The organism is uncultured Nostoc sp. (assembly GCF_937863485.1).
Taxonomy (GTDB): Bacteria; Cyanobacteriota; Cyanobacteriia; order Cyanobacteriales; family Nostocaceae; genus Nostoc.
Genome location: NZ_CALMFY010000098.1, coordinates 50388 through 72559 on the forward strand (window position 1 = coordinate 50388; position 22172 = coordinate 72559).

Annotated in this window: 12 protein-coding genes; 9 read left to right on the forward strand and 3 right to left on the reverse strand. The window is 40.7% G+C overall.

What is annotated here, in order from left to right; all coding sequences use genetic code 11:
• Window positions 1-45 precede the first annotated feature (45 nt).
• Complete coding sequence (locus tag Q0541_RS13060) at window positions 46-5853, forward strand: alpha-2-macroglobulin (RefSeq protein ID WP_298910859.1); 5808 nt, start codon at window positions 46-48, stop codon at window positions 5851-5853.
• Window positions 5854-5872: 19 nt separating this feature from the next.
• On the opposite strand, the gene Q0541_RS13065 is transcribed toward Q0541_RS13060, so the two are convergent.
• The 3 genes from Q0541_RS13065 to Q0541_RS13075 all read right to left on the reverse strand — a co-directional run bounded on the left by Q0541_RS13065 (window position 5873) and on the right by Q0541_RS13075 (window position 9252).
• Entirely contained in the window at window positions 5873-6154 is a 282-nt protein-coding gene (locus tag Q0541_RS13065; RefSeq protein ID WP_298910860.1) for a hypothetical protein, read from the reverse strand.
• An 88-nt stretch (window positions 6155-6242) separates the two neighbouring features.
• Window positions 6243-7133, reverse strand: coding sequence for a response regulator transcription factor (locus Q0541_RS13070; protein WP_298910863.1), 891 nt, complete (start codon window positions 7131-7133; stop codon window positions 6243-6245).
• A gap of 139 nt (window positions 7134-7272) precedes the next feature.
• Window positions 7273-9252, reverse strand: a complete 1980-nt coding sequence (locus Q0541_RS13075; RefSeq protein WP_298910865.1) for a scytonemin biosynthesis sensor histidine kinase — start codon at window positions 9250-9252, stop codon at window positions 7273-7275.
• Window positions 9253-11075: 1823 nt separating this feature from the next.
• Here Q0541_RS13075 and scyA point away from each other — a divergent pair.
• The 8 genes from scyA (at window position 11076) to tyrA (ending at window position 22168) form a co-directional block, all read left to right on the forward strand.
• Window positions 11076-12959: a scytonemin biosynthesis protein ScyA gene (scyA, locus tag Q0541_RS13080; RefSeq protein ID WP_298910868.1), complete on the forward strand. Its 1884-nt coding sequence runs from the start codon at window positions 11076-11078 to the stop codon at window positions 12957-12959.
• A gap of 303 nt (window positions 12960-13262) precedes the next feature.
• Entirely contained in the window at window positions 13263-14324 is a 1062-nt protein-coding gene (gene scyB, locus Q0541_RS13085) for a tryptophan dehydrogenase ScyB (protein ID WP_298910870.1), read from the forward strand.
• Window positions 14325-14349: 25 nt separating this feature from the next.
• The gene (gene scyC / locus Q0541_RS13090) at window positions 14350-15321 is read left to right on the forward strand and encodes a scytonemin biosynthesis cyclase/decarboxylase ScyC (protein WP_298910871.1); all 972 of its coding nucleotides are present in this window, start codon (window positions 14350-14352) and stop codon (window positions 15319-15321) included.
• 81 nt (window positions 15322-15402) lie between these two features.
• Window positions 15403-16683, forward strand: a complete 1281-nt coding sequence (locus tag Q0541_RS13095; RefSeq protein ID WP_298910873.1) for a ScyD/ScyE family protein — start codon at window positions 15403-15405, stop codon at window positions 16681-16683.
• A 128-nt stretch (window positions 16684-16811) separates the two neighbouring features.
• The gene (locus tag Q0541_RS13100; protein WP_298910877.1) at window positions 16812-18188 is read left to right on the forward strand and encodes a ScyD/ScyE family protein; all 1377 of its coding nucleotides are present in this window, start codon (window positions 16812-16814) and stop codon (window positions 18186-18188) included.
• Window positions 18189-18362: 174 nt separating this feature from the next.
• A complete protein-coding gene (scyF, locus tag Q0541_RS13105) occupies window positions 18363-19559 on the forward strand; it encodes a scytonemin biosynthesis PEP-CTERM protein ScyF (RefSeq protein WP_298910880.1) in 1197 nt (398 codons plus the stop codon).
• A gap of 200 nt (window positions 19560-19759) precedes the next feature.
• The gene (locus Q0541_RS13110) at window positions 19760-21049 is read left to right on the forward strand and encodes a glycosyltransferase family 4 protein (protein ID WP_298910884.1); all 1290 of its coding nucleotides are present in this window, start codon (window positions 19760-19762) and stop codon (window positions 21047-21049) included.
• Window positions 21050-21067: 18 nt separating this feature from the next.
• The gene (tyrA, locus tag Q0541_RS13115; RefSeq protein ID WP_298910887.1) at window positions 21068-22168 is read left to right on the forward strand and encodes a bifunctional chorismate mutase/prephenate dehydrogenase; all 1101 of its coding nucleotides are present in this window, start codon (window positions 21068-21070) and stop codon (window positions 22166-22168) included.
• The last annotated feature ends 4 nt before the right edge of the window (window positions 22169-22172 follow it).

Sequence of the window (22172 nt, forward strand, 5' to 3'; positions counted from 1 at the left end):
TGTTAGCCATAATTTGTGAATTTTTAATTTTGAATTACTAAAAAGATGATTATCAGAGTTCTACTGCGTTTCCACCATAAGATTACCTATCGCGTCTTTGGCGGTTTGTTAAAAAAAATTAGCCATTCTTCGAGCCGGAAGAGAACAATACAGTTTCTTTTTATCTTTACATTTATACTAGCGATCGCAGGGTGTAATTTTTTTGGTATCAACTCAAGCAAAGAACAACTTCCAACAGTTTCCCCACTCACACCGCCAAAATTACCAGACTGGATTGAACAAATTAGTCCCATTGGAGATGCAAAATCTCTTAACCAAATCCGCATCCGTTTTAAAGAAGCTTTAATACCAGTTGAAAGTCTTGACAGTCTAGAACAGCAAAAATTATTACAAAAATTTGCGCTTTCGCCGCCTTTACCCGGTCAATTTCGCTTTTTAACACCGCGGATGGTAGGTTTTCAAGCTGAGAAAGCATTGCCAATAGCGACAAGATTTCAAGTCACTCTCAAAGCAGGTTTAGCTGATTTAAAAAATCATCGCCTAGACAAAGATTTACCTTGGACTTTCAATACCGAATCTATTAACCTGACTAATTTACCCGGTGTCAATCCCATTGAGAAGGCTGATGTTGAACCAATTGATTTACAACAAAAAATACAGTTTACTTCCAATGTAGAATTAGATTTAGCTTCTGTACAAGAACATTTACAGTTAATTCCTGAAGGAAAAAATAAAGGTACAAGTTTTAAAGTTGAATTAAACAAAGAAGAAAAACCATTAAAAGAAGAAAATGAAGACCCTTTAGAAAAATTTGACCCTTCAGCACGTAATTGGATTTATAACCTCATTCCACAGCAAAATCTCGAAAAAGCAACCCGTTATCGCCTGGTATTTGCTCCAGGAATACGTCCTGCTTATGGGAATCTCCCTACAGAGAAAGAATTTGCCACTAAGTTAGCAACTTATTCGCCTTTGGCATTTCAGAAAATTAACTTTTACGGACAGCCAGATGCAGGTGGAACTTTTGGAAGATTTCTTAAAGGCAGTCCGCAGCTAGAATTTAATAATGTCTTATTAGCAGATTCAGCTAAAGAAAATATTACCATTAATCCAGCCCCAAAAGCCATTTCGAGAATTCTGCAAGTAAACGATGAAGATAAAATTGTCGGTATCAATCCTTATGCGCTAGAACCTGCCAAGACTTATACAATTACTATAGGTGCTAATCTCAAAGATAAGTTTGGGCAAACTTTGGGTAAACCTGTCACATTAAAATATGATACTGGAGATTTAGCTGGGGATATTTGGGTAGCATCAGATTTGAATATTTTCCCCGCAGGTAAAGATTTACAGCTAAATATTAGTACAGGAAATCTGCCAGAATCTAAGTATCAAGCAGCTTATCGAGTAGTTAAACCAACAGATTTAGTTTATTTTAATAATAGTAATGATTTATTACCACAACCCTCTGATTGGCAAAGCTTTAAAGTATCAGGTAAGAAAAATCAATCAGTTGATATTGCTGTTCCTCTCCGGGAAAAAATAAGTGCTGCTACGGGAATGTTAGCTTACGGAGTGCAAGCCCGGACTAATAAATATCAGGAGAATGGTAAGGAACTGTGGCGAGAACCGACAACTTATGGCTTGGTTGAATTGACGAATTTGGGCGTATTTACTCAGTGGTTTCCTGAGTCAGGCTTAATTCGCGTCAATCATCTTACAGATGGTTCACCAGTTAACAATAGCGCTGTTGAAATTTATCAATCAAAATTACAGGCAAAATCTCGCCCCGAACCTTTACCTTGTGCAACAGGTAAAACTGATGAAAATGGAACTTTTAGAATTGTCCGTGAAGGATTGCAGCAATGTTATTCTGGGAATGAAACCTCTAGTAAATCACCACAATTATTAGTAATTGCCCATGAAAATCAAGATTGGGCATTCGCCAGAACTGAAGAATATAGCGGCGTTTATGGATATGGCATTGATGCAGGTTGGCAAGCTAGTAAGCCAGAATCACGCGGGGTAATCTTCTCAGATAGACAGTTGTATCAACCAGGTGAAAAAGCTTGGTTAACTGGGTTTGCGGACTACTTACAAAATGGCACAATCCAGCAAGATAAAAATGCTGTTTACCAATTAACTTTGGTAAATCCTGATGGACAAAAGACCAATTTAGGTACGCAAACTACAAATGAATTTGGTACATTTTCTCTAGAGTTGCCAATTAAGACTACTCAGCGCTTAGGCTACCATACAATCCAGGCGAAAGGGAAAAATGGGCAAGAAATTTCTGGAGAATTTCGGGTAGCTGAGTTTAAGCCACCCAACTTTAAAGTCGAACTCAACTTAGATAAAGAATTTGCTCTCATTGACGAGAAAATTGATATTAATGCTAAAAGTAATTATTTATTTGGTGCGCCTGTAGAAGGTGGGGAAGCAAAATACTTTATTACTCGCCAGCAGGCTAATTTTATCCCTAAAGGGTGGGACGAATTTACTTTTGGTCGGCAATGGTTATGGCCGGAGGAAACTCCTACTATATCTAGTGATGTGTTACAAACTAATGCCCAATTAGATGCTAATGGTACAACCAGCCAAACGGTAACAGTGGCTAAGGATTTACCATATCCGATGACTTACCAGGTAGATGTGCAAGTTGCAGATGTTTCTAATTTGTCTGTAGCGAATTCCAAAACTTTTACAGCCTTACCAAGTAATCGCCTCATCGGGTTAAAAAGTAATTTTATCACTGATGCTGGTAAGGCTTTTCCCGTTGAAGTGGTTGTTACTGACCCTACAGGAAAACCGATAACAGGTCAACGGGTGCGTCTGGAATTACAACAGATTAAATACAGTAGCGTCACGCAGTTAGTGGAAGGTAGCCAAACACCAAAAAATCAAGTCGAATATAAGACAGTCGCACAAACAGAAATTACATCTAGTAGCAGTCCACAATCGGTAAATTTAACAGCACCAGAATCTAGTTCATATCGGATTAGAACCAATTTTAATGATGCCAAAAGCGAATTAAGTGCCACAGATTTACAAATTTGGGCAACTGGAGGAAATCCAGTATTTTGGGGTTCTAGAGAACAAGATGCCTTAGAAGTTAAATTAGATAAAAAACAGTTCAAACCAGGTGATACCGCTACTGCACTAATTCAATCTCCCTATCCAGATGCAGAATTATACTTTGCTGTAATTAAAGACAAACCCCTTTATCAGCAGATTACCAAAGTTCAGGGAGGCACACCAAGAATTCAGTTTCAAGTTACCCCAGAAATGCTGCCAAATGCAGCCATCGAAGCTGTATTAGTAAGGCAAGGTAAACCTCTCAACCAAGTGGAACCAGGAACTTTAAATAACTTGGTGAAGATTGGTTTTACACCTTTTAAAGTTAACTTAGAAGATAAGTATTTAAAACTGCAAGTTAAGCCAGTACAAGCATCATTAGAACCTGGTGCAGAGGAAACAATACAGCTAGAACTCAAGGATAATCAAGGCAATCCCACCAAAGGACAGTTTACAGTCATGGTGGTGAATGAGGCGGTGCTACAACTTTCTGGTTATCGTACACCAGATTTGGTGGATACAGTTTATGCAGAACAGCCAATATCTACCCGCTTTAGCGATAATCGACCGGATGTAATATTACAACCACAAGATGTAGCTAAACCCAAAGGTTGGGGTTATGGCGGTGGTTTCTCGACTGGTGCAGCCAATACTCGCACTCGCACAGATTTTCAAGCCTTAGCTTACTACAACGGTTCTGTCCTCACCGATACTAATGGTGATGCACAGATAACCTTTAAATTACCGGATGATTTAACTACATGGCGAGTGATGGCTGTCGCCACCGATGGAAATCTCCGTTTCGGGAATGGGGACGCGACGTTTATCACCACAAAGCCACTGCTAACCAATGCCATCTTGCCACAATTTGCCCGTCCAGGCGATCGCATCCTTGCTGGTTTATCCGTAACTAACAACACTGGGAATCCAGGAAATCTCTCAATAAATGGCGAACTTAGCACTAATGTGAAGTTTACTGACAAAAACCCCACAACTACTGCTTTGCAAACCAAAGCTGAATCTGCAACTCATGCTTATCGCTTTCCGATGGTGGCGGATAGTGTGGGAGTTGCTAAAGTTCGCTTTACCACTCAACTAAATGGTACAGCCGCAGATGCTTTTGAAGTACCTTTGGAAATTAAGCCAATTGAAATTACAGAACAAGTCGTTGAAACTGGTGTAACTGAAAAACAGGTGAAGATTCCTCTGAATGTTGATAAAAATACCTTTCCTGATGCGGGAGGTTTAGATATTCAGTTGGCGAGTACTTTGATAACGGAAATTAAAGCACCAGCAAAGCAGGTATTAGAAGATGATGATTTGCCGTTTACAGAACCTGCTGCAAGTCAGTTAATCATTGCTGCTAATCTCCAAAATCTTACACAAAAATATGGTCAGATCTTTGCAGAATTTAATCCTAGCCAACAGGCAAATCAAGCAATTGAAAAATTACAAAAACTCCAAATAGCAGATGGTGGTTTTGCTGCTTTCCCTGGACAAGAAAAATCCGACCCTTGGGTTTCTTCCTATGTGGGTGAATCTTTAGCTACCAGTCAGGTGTTCCCTAATTTAGTCGATTCTGCAATGCTATCTCGCCTCAAAACTTATCTGCAAAAAGTACTAGCGAATCCTGGTGAATACGAATTTTGTAAGCAGCTACTATGTAAAAGGCAACTGCAACTTAATGCTTTAATTGCTTTATCAGAAATAGGAGAAAAACGCAATACTTTCCTCGCAGATATTTATGAACAGCGCAATAATTTTGATGTAGTAACTCAAATTAAACTAGCACGATACTTATCTCAATTCCCAGAATGGCAAGACGAATCTCAACAACTGGTGAACAAGTTACAACAGAATATATATGAAACTGGTAGCACAGCAGTTGTAAGTTTACCAGCTAGTTGGGGATGGATGAGTTCATCTACCACGACGCAAGCACAAGCTTTACGCTTATTTATTGCCAAGCAGAGTAAACCCGAAGTTATAGATAAGTTATTCCAAAGTCTTCTCGCATTACGACGCGATGGTACATGGCAAACTAACTATAATAATGCTCAAGCGTTAACAGCTTTGGTAGAATATAGCCAACTGCAACCTACACCACCTAATTTTGTTGCCACTGTGCAATTAGCTGGTAATAAGTTAGGAGAAAATCGCTTTGATGGTTATCAAAATCCTAGCTTACAACTGAATGTGCCGATGAATCAATTACCTCGTGGTCGTAATGATTTAACACTGCAAAAATCAGGTAATGGGACTTTGCACTATCTGGTTGCTTATAATTATCGCTTGCAAGGAAATCAGTCAGGTAGGTTTAACGGTTTACGGGTTACACGGGAAATTAGCAAATTAAATGAAGAGAAAATTTTACAAAAAACAGGTCTTTACGCTTTCGATAAACCCTTGACTTTAGCCTCTGGACAGGTGTTTGATATTGGTTTAGAAATCATCGCTGATCATCCTGTGGATCATGTGGTGATTAAAGATCCGCTACCATCAGGTTTTGAGGCAGTGGATGCGAGTTTTCAAACTACCACAGCCGCATTACAAGCAAAAGCGGATAACTGGGAACTTGGCTTTAGAAATATCTACCGCGATCGCATTATCGCCTACGCCGACCACCTGGAACCAGGAGTTTATAGTCTGCATTACTTAGTGCGTTCTGTTACTCCTGGTACGTTTTCTTGGCCTGGTGCTCAAGTTCACTTGCAATATGCACCAGAAGAATTTGGGCGTACAGCTGAGTCTACATTGATACTGGAGGATGGGAAGTAATTATTTATGCCATCTTTGGCTACAACAAATCTAAAAATCTTTCCAAGTCTATACGAGCCTGGTTTAAAATCTTAGCTAGGGTGGAACGCTTAACTGGCCGATAAACTGGGACAGTCAATTTCAAGACTAAAAAAGCGATCGCATTATCAGGAAATCTACCCCAAGAAATTGCCCAAGAACTGAAAGATTTATTCATTTTCTCTATGGCGATCACCTGCTCAACAATTATGTCCAGCAGTTGTTCCGGAGCTAACTGGAGAAGGGTTTCACGCTCTAGTTTCAGAGGCAGGTTTTTTCGCATAATTGTGATATTCCGCCTCAGATGTCATACTTGTCAATACCCCTTGACCTGAATCCTTACATTCGCTCTTTGGGAAAAACTTCTTGGTTTAGTGAGGATGTTCTTTGCGCCAAGCCTGGGGAGGTAAACCGTGATGTTGACGAAACTGGCGGGAGAAATGAGACACATCCTGATAGCCCAATGCTTTCGCTATCTTCTCGACTGTTTGATTATTATTTTGGAGTAAAGAACGAGCTCCCGCCATCCGGCGTTTGACAATCCAGCAGTTTACAGTCTCTCCTGTCCGCTTTGCTACTCGGTTAGTTAAGTAAGCAGATGAGTAACCAACAGCAGCAGCCACATCACACAAAGTAATTCCTTGATGATAATAGGTTTCGATAAAGTCGAAAACTTCTTTTAATTCAGGAATGCAGGGAAAGATTGACTTATCAGCGATCATGGCTTCTCTACCAAAGCCTTCTCTACCAAAGCCTTCTCTACGAGAGGCTTCGCCAATGCCAACGCCAACGCCAACGCCTCCAGCGCTCGATATAGTATTATCTTCAAATACTGATTTTGTAGCTTTCTGGAATTGAATATTGCACCAGTATTGGAGGGTAGCTTGCTTTTGTAAGCGAGTAGCGATCGCTCTGAGCAATTCGTCTAGTGTAGAGGGTTTGCTAAGATAGTCGTCTGCTCCCAATTCCATAGCTTTGCGAACATCTGCTCTGGTACTACTACCAGTTAAAAAAATGAAAGGAATAATTGCTGTAAGAGGATCTTGGCGTAGCGTAGTTAAAACGCTATAACCATCCATATCAGGCATCGTAATATCGCAAATCACTAAGTCGGGTATGCACTTTTGTGCTTGCTGAATACCAGCAAGACCGTTGTCAGCACCTATCGTATCAAAACCTTTAGCCTCAAGACCCCTTAAATAAAGATTGCGGGTAACGTTGTCATCTTCAATGACAAGAATTTTATTTGACGATTCGGACATGATTTTCTATTACTAGAACTTTTTGCAGAAGCTGCTTACTAGACCTTTGGGAAATATGTAAATAGGCATGAGACAATTACTTTGTTCCCAGAGTTATAATTGTTAAGTTATTAATTAACAACTATCTTAATTTCAACATTCATAACTCGGAACTAGTAAACTCTGAGTTGATTAATGGGAACATCACAGTAAACGTAGTGCCCACACATATTTGACTTTCTACAGAGACTTGACCCTGATGTAAATCTACAAGAGTTTTAAGAATCGATAATCCTAGTCCAGTACCAGGTATATGATCAATATTACTACCACGGTAAAATGGCTCAAATATTCGTTGTTGATCTGCTACTGAAATACCGATTCCCATATCTTTTACCTGGAAAATTAATTTTTCATTTTTGCAATAGAGTTTCAACTCAATTGCCATGTTGGAGGAGGAATATTTTATTGCATTGTCGAGCAAATTATTCAATATAGGCTCTAACAATTTTTTATCTATACACGCTGTTAGTGACTTATCTTGACTTACAAAATAAATCGAGTTTTGGTTAACATTCATCTGCATTCGTGCAATTAAATCATTACAAAACTGAACTAACTCAAGCGGTTTTGGCTGAAAGTTTATTTTTGCTGATTCTGCCTTAGAGAAGAACAAAATATCATCCAACATCTGACCGAGTTGTTCGGTGGCTTTTTGAATGTGATCGAGTAATGGTTGGATTTTCTTTTGTGTGCGTTTGTCTACTTCTTCCTTTAATAAACTATTAGAAAATGAAACAATATTCAGCGGAGTCCGGAATTGATGGCAAACCATAGAAAGAAAACGCGCTCTAAGTTCGCTAAGTTGTTTTGCTTGTTCTAAAGCTTGGTTAAGACCTAATTCTGCATATTTGTAATCGGTAATATCGATACCTGCAATCAGTTCGACTGGGTTTCCTCCAAAATCCAACACTCCATCTAGCATGGCAACCGCACAGGCTAGCCAGCGCTCCGTGCCGTTTTTGGTCAAAATATTTATCTCCTGGTATTCAAAGTTAGATGCTTCACTCTGGTTACGTACCTGCCTACGTTTTTTGCTTTTAATCAGTCGGCGCAGTTCAAAGCCTGTTAGCAGTTCCTCTCTTGTGTAACCAGTGAGTTTTTCTACTGCGGGATTTATGTAGCAAAGTTGCGTACCTTGAATCAGAAAAGTGCTGGCATCTGTCGTTTCTGCTAAAGTCTGAAATCTAGCTGCGTTCAGCCGTAATGCTTCTTCAGTCTGTTTCGATTTAGTAATGTCCCAAATACTCCAGACTCTACCAATAATTTTGTCCTCCAACAAGTGAGGTTTAGAGTAGTGTGCAAAGACTCTCCCATCTTTCAACTCGAGAATGTCGTAGCTCTCGAAATCAGATTGGCTAGACACTTCCCAAATAAACCGATTAAAGGTTTGTGGGTCTTTAAGTTTGTTCTCAAAAAAGGTTTTAGATTGAGGACATTTCTTGGATAGTATTAGGGACTCCGGGATTTGCCACATCTCCACAAATTTCTGATTCAAGCTCAGAATATCTCCCTCAAAGTTAACTGCAACAATACCAATGGCAGTTGATTCCAAAGTAGAACGAAGTAAAGATAAAGATGTTTCTAGTTCTACTTCTTTTGACTTGAGTTGAGAAAATTCCTGTTGCAAATCGTCTTTGGCATCCTTTAATTCATTAGTCCACTTTTCTACACTCAGTTCAACTATTTCATCAGCTTTCTCACGAACAAAGGCACAGCCAAATTCGATATCTTGGTGTTTTACATAGCTAATAGATATTTCTACCAGAAAGATCCGACCTCCTTTTGTCCGGTAGCGAGATTTAAAGGTAAGGGAACGCTGTAAGCTAATATTTGACCAATTGTGTAGAGAAAAGTCTACGTCTATATCATTCAGCCTCATGGAAAGTAATTCTTCACGGGAATACTCAGTCATCAGGCAAGTGGCATCGTTGACGTAAAGAAACTGCGCGTTTGCTCCTAAACAGAAGGCAGCATCTACAGTTTGATTTATCAGCAAGTGAGCAAACTTCATCTCTACTTCTGGTTGTAGCGCCCACTGATTGTTTGATCTAGCTAGTGTATATTCGCCAGAATTCATATTCTTACTTCCTCCTGGTAATGAATCAGCACCATACCCATTAATGAGTTAACAGTCATAACTTACTAAAATCTTTGCTGCACTCTTCATCTGTAAAAAAATAAAATCCTCATTACCTTATTATCTTACAAATTATCAAATATATTAACAAAAATTATTATATCAATAAAGTGTAAATTATTGAACCAAATTTAAAAAAAAACTAAATGGTTAAAAAAATTTACTATTGACTTAAACAGCTTTTTATAGCAACACAAAATTTAGACAAATCAAATCCAGATTAGTCAATAAACCTTATTAGATAAGAGTTAAAAACTCTTAATCTATAAGTAGAAAATATATTTTAAATTTAAAGTAGTACAACATGGCGCAAATAAACATACCATTTCAAATGGCGCAAGAGCTTGGAATACAATTATGCGTGACTTTTGGCTTTTGACTTTTGACTTCCGCCTTGCGGTACTAGCCCTGCACCAGAACTAACTAACCCTAATCTAAAATTACTGGGTTTCGACTGGGAAAAGTTAAAAAATAAAAATTTTTATCCTTTAACTTTTCCCTCTTAAGGACTTTAGCGAACTACAAGTACACTGTGGCGGAAGTTTGCCTACCTTTAACTAATTACTTGAGTATAGGAAATGAAATTCATGAATTTCCCCTATTTCTCTGGTTAATTGAGATGGTAGCTGGATTTATACCGTGCAGTACTAATGTAGAGTCGTTTAATTTTCAACATAAACGCGATGTGCAGTGCTGGGACTGACTTAAATAAACAAATTTCACTCATCAAGTTATTTGCTTAATTTATCTTAACTTTCCTTCTAATGTATCTAACTATAGCAGGATATGCTTAATCATCTGTCGTAAGAAGTACAATTCTGCCGTAAAAATACGTATATTTAAAGGTATAATGTAGTGTTTATTTATGATAAAATAAACACTTTATCTTATACTAAGCATATATTACTGGATTTTATGTCATAGAAAACATATTTTAGAAAATAATTACGTAGTGAATGCTTAGTCATCTCTCAAAGAAAATATAAAAAGTTAAGAAATTATGTCTTTATCGTTACAAATAATTGACCCAAAGAGTTTTTGGTAGCAATATAAAGACCGCTAAATTGGCTCATGCTTTAATTCGGATGAAAAGTTGTGTGAGTCCTAAAGCAAAAGAATTGACAACCAGATCAAAAGATTTTCTATTGTAAATTTGGTAATGTGCCATTTCTGCGATCGCAGAATATCATTTTTTCAGAATGACTAAGTTGGAAATGTCATAATCACGATAAAAGCGAAAGAATTGACACCCTGATCAAAAGATTTTCTATTGCAAATAGGTTTTTAATCATAGCAATTATCACAAGTTAAAAACCTCCACAGGCGCTTAAATAAATAGGTTGGTGCAATTAAAGGTAACTACGTAAAGCTTTGTAAAGATTATGAGATGTGCTTGAATTAAGCTTAGTTGCTCGTTTACATACCTTTATATGGTTTGATTTTTCCCTGCCAACCTACTTAAGCACTGTTCTCATCATAATAACAGCGAAAAATTTGACACCTTTGATCAAAAGATTTTTGATTGCACAACAGTCTTTATCTCCTTTATTCTGATAACAAGAAGCACACTATTGCTGTGTGCTTTTCAAAAATTTTTGGTGGTGCGCTCACAAGCATCAATCAGCAGCAATCAACGTTTTCTACAATCGACCAAGCTAGATCATAGCTGTAAAAGCAACATAGTTAGTTGTATAAAATATTGCCATTGCTGTGATTGTAAACTAAAAAGCTTTTGTATAACTTCCTGTAATTATGTGAAACTAATGAGTAAAAACTATACTGGTTCAAACTCTCCTCTAATCACTACTGAGCCATACAAAGAAATTCCATCAAACATCTATGTAGAGTCTGTGTCTGACATTTCGCATCAGCTTGATGGATCGGAGAATAACGGGGGAATTCAGCCTTTTTTACCCAACGAAACAGCCCCAACGCTCTCAGTTGCCGATGCGATCGCTCAGATGTTGGAAAATTTGGGAGTAAGCTACGCTTTTGGTGTTGCCGGCGGTGCAATGGCAAGCCTTTGGGGTGCGCTGTCGAATAGCACTATAGAAGTGTTGAACTTCCGCCACGAAGCAGGAGCAGCATTTGCAGCAACCGAAGCATACTTTGCCAATAATCGCCCCACTGTAGTTTTTACCACAGCAGGGCCGGGGATCACCAACGTCCTGACTGGATTGTTTGCGGCTCGTGGTGAAGGTGCAAAGGTGATTTTGTTGTCAGCTTGCACCTCAGCACCGCAGCGTGGACGTTGGGCTATTCAAGAAACTAGCACTTATACCTTGCCCAGTGGGGGAATTTTTACCCCAGGAGCGCTATTCAACTATGCAATCACTATTGAATCTGCGGCTCAATTACCACAGATTTTTCGCAAATTGGCTTTGGCTTTAGCGCAACCAGGTGGATTTGTTGCCCATTTGAGCATTCCCACCGCTGTGCAAACAAGTTTAGTTGAGGATATAGCTTTACCCCAACTAAATGTTTCTCCGTTTCCGATGACTGCTTCAAAAGAAGCGATCGCTAAATCTGTAGAGTTATTATCATCAGGCCCCTTTGCTATCTGGGTTGGTTTCGGTGCGCGTGATGCAGCAGACGAAATCCGCCAACTCGCAGAAAAAACTGGAGCAGCCGTCATGTGCTCACCCCGTGCTAAAGGTATCTTTCCCGAAGATCATCCCCAATTTGTGGGTGTCACAGGTTTAGGGGGTCATGCTTCCGTCTTGACTTATATGGAAGATCAACCTCCACTACGCACACTCGTATTAGGAACCCGCCTTGGTGAACCGACTTCCTTCTGGAATTCGACCCTGGTTCCAAAAGGAGGTTTTGTCCATGTAGATATTGACCCAGAAGTGCCAGGAGTGGCGTATCCACACGTTGAAACTTTCGGGGTTCGGTCTGACATCAAATCCTTTGTGCAAGAATTGTTGCAGCAATTGCCAGATGCTCCTCGTTCCCTAATGTCGCTACCTCATCCAGAACACAAAGCAATTGAACCTGTTCTAGACGTAGATTATCCAGTGCGGCCAGAAGTATTGATGGCAGCAATTCAAAAGATCATTGTTGAGGGTAGCGATGCAGTAGTAATGGCAGAGTGCGGTAACTCCTTTACTTGGTCAACGCATCTACTGCAATTTGCCCAAGCCAATCGTTACCGAGTCAGCACCGGAGTTGGCGCAATGGGTCACGCCGTCACTGGAGTATTGGGTGCAGCGCTGGCGAACAATGGCAAGGCTGTAGGGATTGTCGGCGATGGAGCAATGCTGATGAATAACGAAATCAGCACAGCCGTGAAATACAAAATTCCCGCAATCTGGATTGTACTCAACGATGCGCGTTACAACATGTGTCATCAAGGGATGAAAATCTTGGGATTAAAGGGTGCAGACGCAACAATTCCACCAACAAACTTCGCCATGATTGCTCGTGGTATGGGAGCAGAAGCGATTGTAGTCGTTAGAGAGTCAGATATCGAAGCCGCATTAGAACAAGCGATCGCTTCAACAGTTCCCTTTCTGATTGATGTAGTGATTGACGCTGATCGACCAGCACCATCTGGTGGACGTAATAAAAGTTTGGCTGCACAAGGAATTAAATCAAGCTCGGCTAAAAATTTAGCCAAGCAAGTTTCATTTCCAATGATTTGATTTTAAAAGTTTGCAATTTCAGTCAATTTTTATAGACACTAAGACACTCCCAGAACGCGGAATTTACAACGCAGTTTGGATTAGTCCATTCAGCAAAACCTAAAGGATGAATTTAGAAGCAGCAAAAACTTTATTCCAGCCAACAACTATGCCCAAAAAACTGGAATTTTTGATTTTTGAACATTAGTCTTTCCTTACTTCATCTTATCTTAATATTCGAGAGTGTTTTTATGTCTATATCTTTATATTTCGTAATGGTCATTACTTTCTCTAACCAATCCCAAACAATATCGAGAGGTGAAAATGCTGCTATTTGAAACTGTTAGAGAAATGGGTCACGAACAAGTTCTCTTCTGTCATGGTAAAAATCCAGAAATTAAGGCAATTATTGCTATCCATGACACGACCTTAGGCCCAGCAATGGGAGCGACAAGACTATTGCCTTATGTCAACGAAGAAGCTGCTTTAAAAGATGCGCTTCGTCTGAGTCGTGGTATGACATATAAGGCTGCCTGTGCCAACATTCCGGCTGGTGGCGGCAAAGCAGTAATTATCGCTAATCCTGAAAATAAAACAGATGATCTGTTGAGAGCTTATGGACGTTTTGTTAATAGTCTGAATGGGCGTTTTATTACCGGACAAGATGTCAATATTACCCCTGATGATGTCCGGACAATCAGTCAAGAAACTAAATATGTTGTTGGGGTATCAGAAAAGTCTGGTGGGCCTGCTCCCATAACATCACTAGGAGTTTTTCTCGGAATTCAAGCTGCTGTGGAGTCTCGTTGGCAGAGCAAAAGACTTGATGGCATGAAAGTTGCAGTTCAAGGCTTAGGAAATGTAGGTAAAAATCTCTGCCGACACTTACATGAGCATGATGTCAAGCTTTTTGTTAGCGATGTAGATCCAGCCAAAGCAGAAGAGGTAAAACGGCTTTTTGGCGCAACTATTGTAGAACCAACCGAAATTTACGCTCTTGATGTAGATATATTTGCTCCTTGTGCTTTAGGAGGAATTCTGAATAGTCATACAATTCCTTTTCTACAAGCTTCCATTATTGCTGGTGCAGCTAATAATCAATTGGAAAATGAGCAACTACATAGTCAAATGCTTGCCAGAAAAGGGATTCTTTACAGCCCCGATTATGTAATTAATGCCGGAGGGCTAATCAATGTTTACAACGAAATGATTGGTTATGACGAAGAAAAAGCTTTCAAGCAAGTGCATAACATTTATGACACGCTATTAGCAATTTTTAATATTGCTAAACAGCAGGGAGTTACTACCAACGATGCTGCCAAACGATTAGCAGAAGACCGCATTCAAGGCAGTAAGCGAAACAAGATTAAGGCGATCGCAGCTTAATTGTTATTATCTTAAGGAGTGAGAAGTGGAAAAAAATACCTTTGCAACATCAGCTTACATTGCTACTTCACCAGAGAACGCCTTTGACTACCTTTGTAGTTTAAAGAACTTGGATGAATGGACGCTTTATAGCCGGATGAAAGAGCAAATTGATGAAGATACCTGGCTGGGAACTGCATCTGGTTATCACAAAAATCTCTATTATCACGTTAAAAAACTAGAAAACCCACTTTTCTACGGCATTGAGTGGCACTGCGGGTTAGAGTATCAGAAATATTTTCAGGTTTACCCTGTTTTGCTGTTTCCTACAGACTACATTGAGCCTGGGACAGATGAAAAAGGTGTGTATTTTCACTGGTTGAGTTTTGTTGATCCAAAACGGCAGACTCAGATGATTATGCAGGGAATTCACACAGTACACACTTCCGAGTGTCGGTCTTTAAAAGGTAATTTGGAACGCAAGACTGGTCTTACCGCAGCAGCCAAAGGAAGCCACTTTATCGATACTGACACCATCTATGTTGATGCTCCCATTGAAATCGGCATTGAATACTTAAAAGACTTACAAAACATAGATGAGTGGGCGCATCTACTGCGACCAAATGGTGAGATTAATCTTGAATCAGGTGAATTCAAGGATGAATATGACCAGAAAGTAAAAGTTTCTGTGCGAGTTCATAGTTTGAGTAAATACTACTTGATCGAACAAGAACACTTTTATCCAGACTACGAATATTATCAGCGTTCTGTAGCGCTACTCATCCCAACCGCCTATGCTTTCGCTGATCCCGAAGCTTCTGGTTTTATCCTACATCGGATCACATTCTGGAAAACAGATGGAACTGTTAGCCACGGCAAACTTCAAATTGAAGATTTTGGCGCTGAAAGCATGAACATCAAACGTTTGCTTGAAGCCAAAGCTGGCAATCTCAAATCATTTGATAGGGGAATGAGCTATCTGCCAAAAATTCAAGAAACACTAATTACTAATTACTAATTAAAACCTCTGCGCTTCCCTCTGCGTTTAAAATTTACCCCTGAATTTCCCACGATTTTACTCAAAGCTGTATTGCAACACATGAAACTGAAACCACTTACTATTACTTTTCTCACTTTTTGTGTTGCGACTTTTTCTGGAATGAAAGCTGCCTCAGCTGGATCATTTTCGGTAATCGCCGATGGTCTATATAATGCCGGAGGTCTGAGCTTTGGCCCTGATGGTAATCTCTATGTTACAGAGGCGGGAATAGGGGGAAGTGGAGCTTGTGTTCCACCACCAAGTGGTCAAGGGGGTTCTTTATGTTATGGCAGAAGTGGTGCAGTTACCAAAATTGAGAATGGTAAGACAGAGCGGATACTTACAGGACTGCCTTCTTTAGCATTACCGGATGGTAGTGGAGGCGCTGGGCCTCGTGACATCAAATTTGATGCTACAGGTAAACCTTATGTTCTGATTGGGTATGGGGCTAATCCAGCCTTTCGCGATCGCAATTTAGGTAACACTGACCTCGGTAAAATCATCGCTCCCGATTTTAATACCAATTCCTGGACGACTATTGCTGATTTAGCTAACTATGAACTCGCCAACAATCCCGATGGTGGTGATGTCGATAGCAATCCCTTGGGTTTGGTAATAGATGGCAAGCAAATAGTTGCATCTGATGCAGGCGCAAATGATTTACTCAGTGTTAACACTGATGGCAGTAATTTGCAGGCAATTACCGCGTTTCCCCAAGACATATTGACTAATCCCATCTTTCCACCCTCTGGTACTCCATCCAATGAACCAGCACAGGTGCCATCTCAAGGTGAAGCGGTGCAATCGCAGTTTGCAACTCAAGCAGTACCCTCAAGTGTGGCAAAAGGCCCTGATGGTGCTTATTATGTCAGCCAATTTACTGGTTTTCCCTTCCCAGAAGGTGGGGCAAAAATCTATCGAGTTGGTGCTGATGGAAAACCAACAGTATATGCCGATGGTTTTACCCAACTCACAGACTTGCAATTTGATCCTGAGGGCAATTTATATGCTTTGCAGTACGCCAATCAGTCAGCCTGGAAGGGTAATTTTGATGGTTCTGTAATCAAAATAGCTACTGATGGGACACGCACAACTCTTCTAAGTGGCAATGGATTAGAGTCACCTAGCGCCCTGACTATTGGTTCTGATGGTGCAGTATACGTCACTAACCGAGGCGATCGCCCAGGACTTGGACAAGTTCTCAGAATTGAAAATACCAAATCTGTCCCTGAACCTGATTCTGCTTTAGGTGTATTAGCGATCGGGGCTTTGGGCGTTGGTTTGTTGCACAAGAAGAGAGCTACCCAACCACTCATAGATAGAGTTGTGGCGCTCAAGTAAAGAGTTTCAAACCAATATCAGTGCCTCTTAAAAAGGGCATTGTCTATTCTGCGTTTCTCAAAGACTGGGATTCGTTGTCTTTAAAACCATAAAAGTTTCCACTTATTTAATTCTCAATCTCCAAAGGTATGAAACTCAAGTCATTTGCTTTTACATCTGTTACATTTTGTTTTGCCGCTATTTGTGGAATACCATCTGTGCAAGCTGCAACGCTAACGACAGTTGTCGATGGAGTCAGTAATGCACGGGGTGTTAGCTTTGGCCCTGACGGCAGTCTCTACGTAGCAGAGCCAGGTATTGGAGGAAACGGAAATTGCCAACCATCTCCGAGTACGCTGTTTCAGCCTATCTGTGCTGGTAACACTAGTTCACTCGTCAAAGTTTCACCAAACGGCACCCAACAGCGTCTACTTAATAACTTTGAGTCTCTAGCAGAACAACCTACAGGCAATCAAGGGGCCGGTATTGAAGACGTGGAATTCGACTCTAAAGGGAATGCTTATCTTCTGACTGGGTATGCTGGTTATCCAGGAAACCGTGATCCAGAAACATTTAAACTAGGTACTCAATCCCCTATCCCACAAAATCAACTTGGTAGTTTCCCGCCATCAACAGCCGATAAAGTACTGAATAGCCCGCTTTTAGCACAACTGTACAAAGTTGACTTGAAGACTGGAGCTCTCAACAGTATTTTTGACTTTGCCAAGAATGAAATCACCAAAAATCCAGACAAAGGGGATGTAGTTACCAATCCCTATGACCTGACTATTAATGGCGATAATGCTTATGTGGTTGACGGGGGCGGGAACGCTGCTTACAAAATTAAACTTGACGGAAGTAAGTCTGAGGCGATCGCAATTCCTAAAAACGTCATTAGTAACTCCGACTTGCCACCAGGATTACAATTACCTCCTGGGCTATTAGAGCAGCTTCCAGGAGGAAAAACAGCAATTCAATCAGTACCCACTGGTGGCACAATTGGTCCCGATGGAGCTTTATACGTTGGTGAATATACGGGTTTTCCTTATCCAGCAGGTAAATCACGGATTTTCCGCATTGGCGATGATCTCAAACCAGAAGTTTTTCTAGATGGGTTTACGCACATCACAGACTTAACCTTTGATAAGAATGGAAATTTGCTGGTTTTACAGTTCAGCGACAAGTCCCAGTTAGGGGGTGACATCACAGATTTACCCGGTTCTCTGATCGAAGTTGCTCCTAATGGCACTCGCACAACACTCGTTGCAGCTGGTCAAGGGCTAGATTCGGCTGATGGAATTACTATTGGCCCTGATGGCAAGATTTATATTACCAATCAGGGTGTCGGCAAAGGGCGAGGAGAGGTTGTTCGGGTGGATGGTATTGTTACACGAGTAGTCCCCGAACCTGGTTCAATAGTTGGCTTATTAGCACTTGCTGGTGTGGGTGCAACTGCTGCTCGCGCCAAGCGCAAACGCCAAGAAAAGTTGGATGAAGAGTTGCTAGCCAAAGCAGAGACTGTCTAATTCCTCTTTCCCTGGCTCTGTCAGAAAATGCTTACAAAATAGGCTGCTGCCTCATACAGAAAGTTGCATTTCAAACAACAGGCAGCAGCCAAAATTCCAGGGTTCCCAAACTGGGACTGGGAACAAAATTAGTCTAGGAAAAAGTATAACTCATACAACCAGGACTTCAAACTCATGGGTTTAGTCAAAAATTTGTCAATCGGCATTCTCGGTACTGGATTCTTGGTGTTGGCAACAGCAGCCCAAGCCAAGGCTGTAACATTAACTTTCGACAGAAGTATCGGCGAACCAGGCTTCGGCCCTGGGCAACTGTTTGTTCCCCAAGGCATAGCGGTGGATAGCCAAGGGAATACCCTTATATCTAACGGACGCGGTGTTAACCCGGATGGTACTCCTAACTACAACCTCGGTGACAAAATTGAAAAATTTAGTCCCAGCGGTCAGTATATTGGAGCAATTGGCTCCGGCGGCACAGGGCCCGGACAGTTTGACGAGCCAACAACTGTAGACTTTAATCCCGTAACAGGGGATTTGTATGCAGGTGATGTTTACAACAACCGCATTAATCAATTCGATTCTCAGGGTAAATTTATTAGATCCTTTGCAAATGGAGAATTTACCGGTCTCATACCAGGTAGGATTTTCTTTGGGCCATCTGGTGTAACATTTGACAAAGCTGGCAACGTGTACGCTGGTGATTTTAACGGCGAAAGAATCCTTAAATTCACACCTGACGGAAAGCAAATTGGTGTCATTGGTGGCAAGGTGGGCACTGCACTTGGAGAAACTCAAGGTGTAGCAGGTATAAGAATTTCCCCGGTTAGTGGAAATATCTTTGTAGCTGACCAGTATAACAACCGCGTTAAAGTACTCGATCCAAATGGTAAACCTCTGTACACATTTGGTTCAGCAGGTAGCGGACCTGGACAGCTTCTTCAGCCAATTGGCATTGAAGTGGACGACCAAGAGAATGTTTATGTAGCTGATTCTATCAACAGCCGCGTTCAGGTATTTGATAAAAACGGTAAATTCTTGACTTCTTATGGTCAACCAGCCCTAGATGCATCAGGTAAACCAGTCCCGCCTCCAGGATTAACTGACCCCCCATTTGGCAATCCCCTCGACCTCACTCCAGGCAAATTTAACTGGACGGGTGGCACAAGCCTCAAAGATAACAAGCTTTATGTGGGCGATTTCTTCCAAGGTCGCGTCCAAGTGCTAAACGTAGAAGGCAGAACTCAAGTACCTGAATCTAGTTCAATATTGGGTTTAGCATTACTTGGATTTGGGGCTGCTACGGTTACATTGAAGAAACGTGGGCAACAAAAGCCAGTCCTCAGTTTAGAGAAGGAACTGCAAAAACAGTGCTGAGTTTTGATGCTTGAGTAACAGTTTCGTAGGGTGGGTTAGCCAAGGGTATAACCCACCATCTCAATAATTTTGGTGCCGTACTCTCGGCGGTAACACACCCTACTGGCTCCCCTAAGAAATTTTCAAAACAAGGGAGATAAAAACTGGGTAACACAACAAACCCAACATTATCAAGGTGCTTCCAGGACATTAACTAGCTCATGCACATTCTGATTTATTCATATAACTATCATCCAGAACCAATTGGTATTGCACCTTTGATGACTGAACTAGCAGAAGGGCTGGTGAAGCGAGGGCACCAAGTACGGGTAATCACAGGTATGCCTAACTATCCTCAGCGTCAGATTTACGATGGGTATCAGGGTAAGTTATACGTTACTGAACAAAAAAATGGTGTCAGAATTCAGCGTAGTTACCTGCGGATTAAGTCTAAACCCAACCTTGTAGATCGGCTACTCCTAGAGTTGAGCTTTGTCTTTACGAGTTTGCCACAAGCGCTCAAGGGCGAACGACCTGATGTAATTCTCTTAACAGTACCGCCACTATTAGTTTGCTTACCTGCAACCTTAATAGGTTGGTTATACAACTGCCCAGTAGTGTTGAATGTGCAAGATATCCTCCCAGAAGCTGCCGTGCGTGTTGGGTTAATTAAAAATAAGTTAATGATTCTCGCTCTGGAAGCGCTAGAAAAATTTGCTTACCGAACTGCACATACCGTTAGCGTGATTGCCGATGGCTTTGTAGATAATTTAATAAATAAAGGTGTACCTGCTAATAAAATTGCCTGCATTCCCAATTGGGTGAATCTTAATTTTATCCGCCCTTTACCGAAGGAGAAGAATTCTTGGAGAGCTACCCATCAACTCGATGGTAAATTTGTAGTGCTTTACTCAGGTAATATTGCTCTGACGCAAGGTTTGGAAACAGTAATAGAAGCAGCAGCTCACTTGCGTCATCTAAAAGAAATTGTCTTTGTCATAGCTGGCGAATCCCAAGCTCTCGAAAGGTTGCAAAAACATTGTCTTGCTTGTGGAGCAGATAACGTTTTGCTTTTACCATTGCAACCGCGAGAAAAACTACCACAAATGTTAGCAGCCACAGATGTCGGGTTGATTGTGCAAAAGCGCAATGTGATTTCCTTCAATATGCCTTCTAAAATACCACTGCTGTTAGCCAGTGGTCGCCCAATTGTGGCTTCAGTTCCCGCCACTGGGACTGCTGGCAAAGCTATCCGAGAAAGTGACGGTGGCATTATCGTTGAGCCAGAGTCAGCAGATGCTTTGGCTGCGGCGGTATTGGATTTATATAATCAGCCGGAATTAGCAGCGCAATTAGGGCGTAGAGGAAGAAAGTTTGCGGTAGAAAACTATTCCTTTGAGCAAGCATTAGATCGGTATGAAGAGTTATTTTCTGATGTGATTGCCAAAGGAGCAACAACTTTGGATATCTTGCCCGAAATGAGTTCTAAAGAATCACTTGTTGATATTTGAAAATTGGGGACAGCAAAAATGCCTTTGAAATCCTCTTATTCAGATCAGCTTAAAAAAACTGACCAAAGCTTGATCGCCTTACTGAGCGATCGCCTATCATTATTAGCAGCATCAGAATTTCCTTCTTTAGATGAACAACTGGCTAGTGTGGCTCCCCTACTTGCTGAAGCTGGTATTCCTGAGTCTGTTTGGGCAGGTGTAGTAAATAGTTGTCATGCCACTCTAATTCCTAAATCTGCAATAAATCATCTCAGCGCCCGACAAATTACCATCATCGGTGGATGTGGCAGGATGGGAAGATTATTTAAAGAGCAGCTTCAGCAAGTAGGTCACAATGTTAGTGTTCTCGAACATGAAGATTGGGAATATGCAGATCAACTGTTAAGTCAGGCAGAATTAGTACTAGTAAGCGTTCCTATTGAATATACAGTTGATGTTATCAAGCGTGCAGCTAAATACCTTGCCCCAAATACAGCTTTATGTGACATCACAAGTGTAAAGACTCAGCCAACTCAGGCAATGCTCGAACACCATTCAGGCCCAGTCATGGGTTTACATCCAATGTTTGGGCCAAATATAAAATCGTTTTTAGAACAAAAAGTGGTAGTGTGTCCAGGTCGAAACGATGATTCATTTCAATGGTTATTAGATTTTCTTAAAAGTCAAGGTGGGGAGTTGATTGTTTGCACGCCTGAAGAACATGATCAAATGATGGTGATTATTCAAGCAACGCAGCATTTTTGTAGATTTAGTCTTGGTGTTTTCTTAGCACAAACAAGAGTTAACATAGAGCAAAGTCTAACAATGTCAACTCCTAACTACCGTCAAGAAATTGACATTGTTAAACGTTTATTTTCTCAAAATCCTCACTTATGTGTTGATATTATGTTAGCTACAGAAGAGAGGTGTGATGCAATTAGGTCTTTAGCTAATACTTACAGCCGTTTAGCGAAACTGGTGTTGAGGAAAGATAGAGACGCATTAATTCAAGAATTTGAAAATACTCAAACCTTTTTTGAAGATAAAAATAACACTTTGCTACAGCCTTTAAATACAACAGCTAAAACGTCTCTACAACCAGATTTTAAACCACAGATGCACACAAATATTAGCATTTAAGGAA

What these genes read in the sequence shown, in the direction of transcription:
- Q0541_RS13065 (WP_298910860.1), bottom strand. Translation starts at nt 6,154, where the DNA reads ATGCGAAAAAACCTGCCTCTGAAACTAGAGCGTGAAACCCTTCTCCAG.
- scyF (WP_298910880.1), top strand. Translation starts at nt 18,363, where the DNA reads ATGGGTTTAGTCAAAAATTTGTCAATCGGCATTCTCGGTACTGGATTC.
- scyA (WP_298910868.1), top strand. Translation starts at nt 11,076, where the DNA reads ATGAGTAAAAACTATACTGGTTCAAACTCTCCTCTAATCACTACTGAG.
- Q0541_RS13070 (WP_298910863.1), bottom strand. Translation starts at nt 7,133, where the DNA reads ATGTCCGAATCGTCAAATAAAATTCTTGTCATTGAAGATGACAACGTT.
- Q0541_RS13075 (WP_298910865.1), bottom strand. Translation starts at nt 9,252, where the DNA reads ATGAATTCTGGCGAATATACACTAGCTAGATCAAACAATCAGTGGGCG.
- Q0541_RS13060 (WP_298910859.1), top strand. Translation starts at nt 46, where the DNA reads ATGATTATCAGAGTTCTACTGCGTTTCCACCATAAGATTACCTATCGC.
- Q0541_RS13110 (WP_298910884.1), top strand. Translation starts at nt 19,760, where the DNA reads ATGCACATTCTGATTTATTCATATAACTATCATCCAGAACCAATTGGT.
- Q0541_RS13095 (WP_298910873.1), top strand. Translation starts at nt 15,403, where the DNA reads ATGAAACTGAAACCACTTACTATTACTTTTCTCACTTTTTGTGTTGCG.
- Q0541_RS13100 (WP_298910877.1), top strand. Translation starts at nt 16,812, where the DNA reads ATGAAACTCAAGTCATTTGCTTTTACATCTGTTACATTTTGTTTTGCC.
- tyrA (WP_298910887.1), top strand. Translation starts at nt 21,068, where the DNA reads ATGCCTTTGAAATCCTCTTATTCAGATCAGCTTAAAAAAACTGACCAA.
- scyB (WP_298910870.1), top strand. Translation starts at nt 13,263, where the DNA reads ATGCTGCTATTTGAAACTGTTAGAGAAATGGGTCACGAACAAGTTCTC.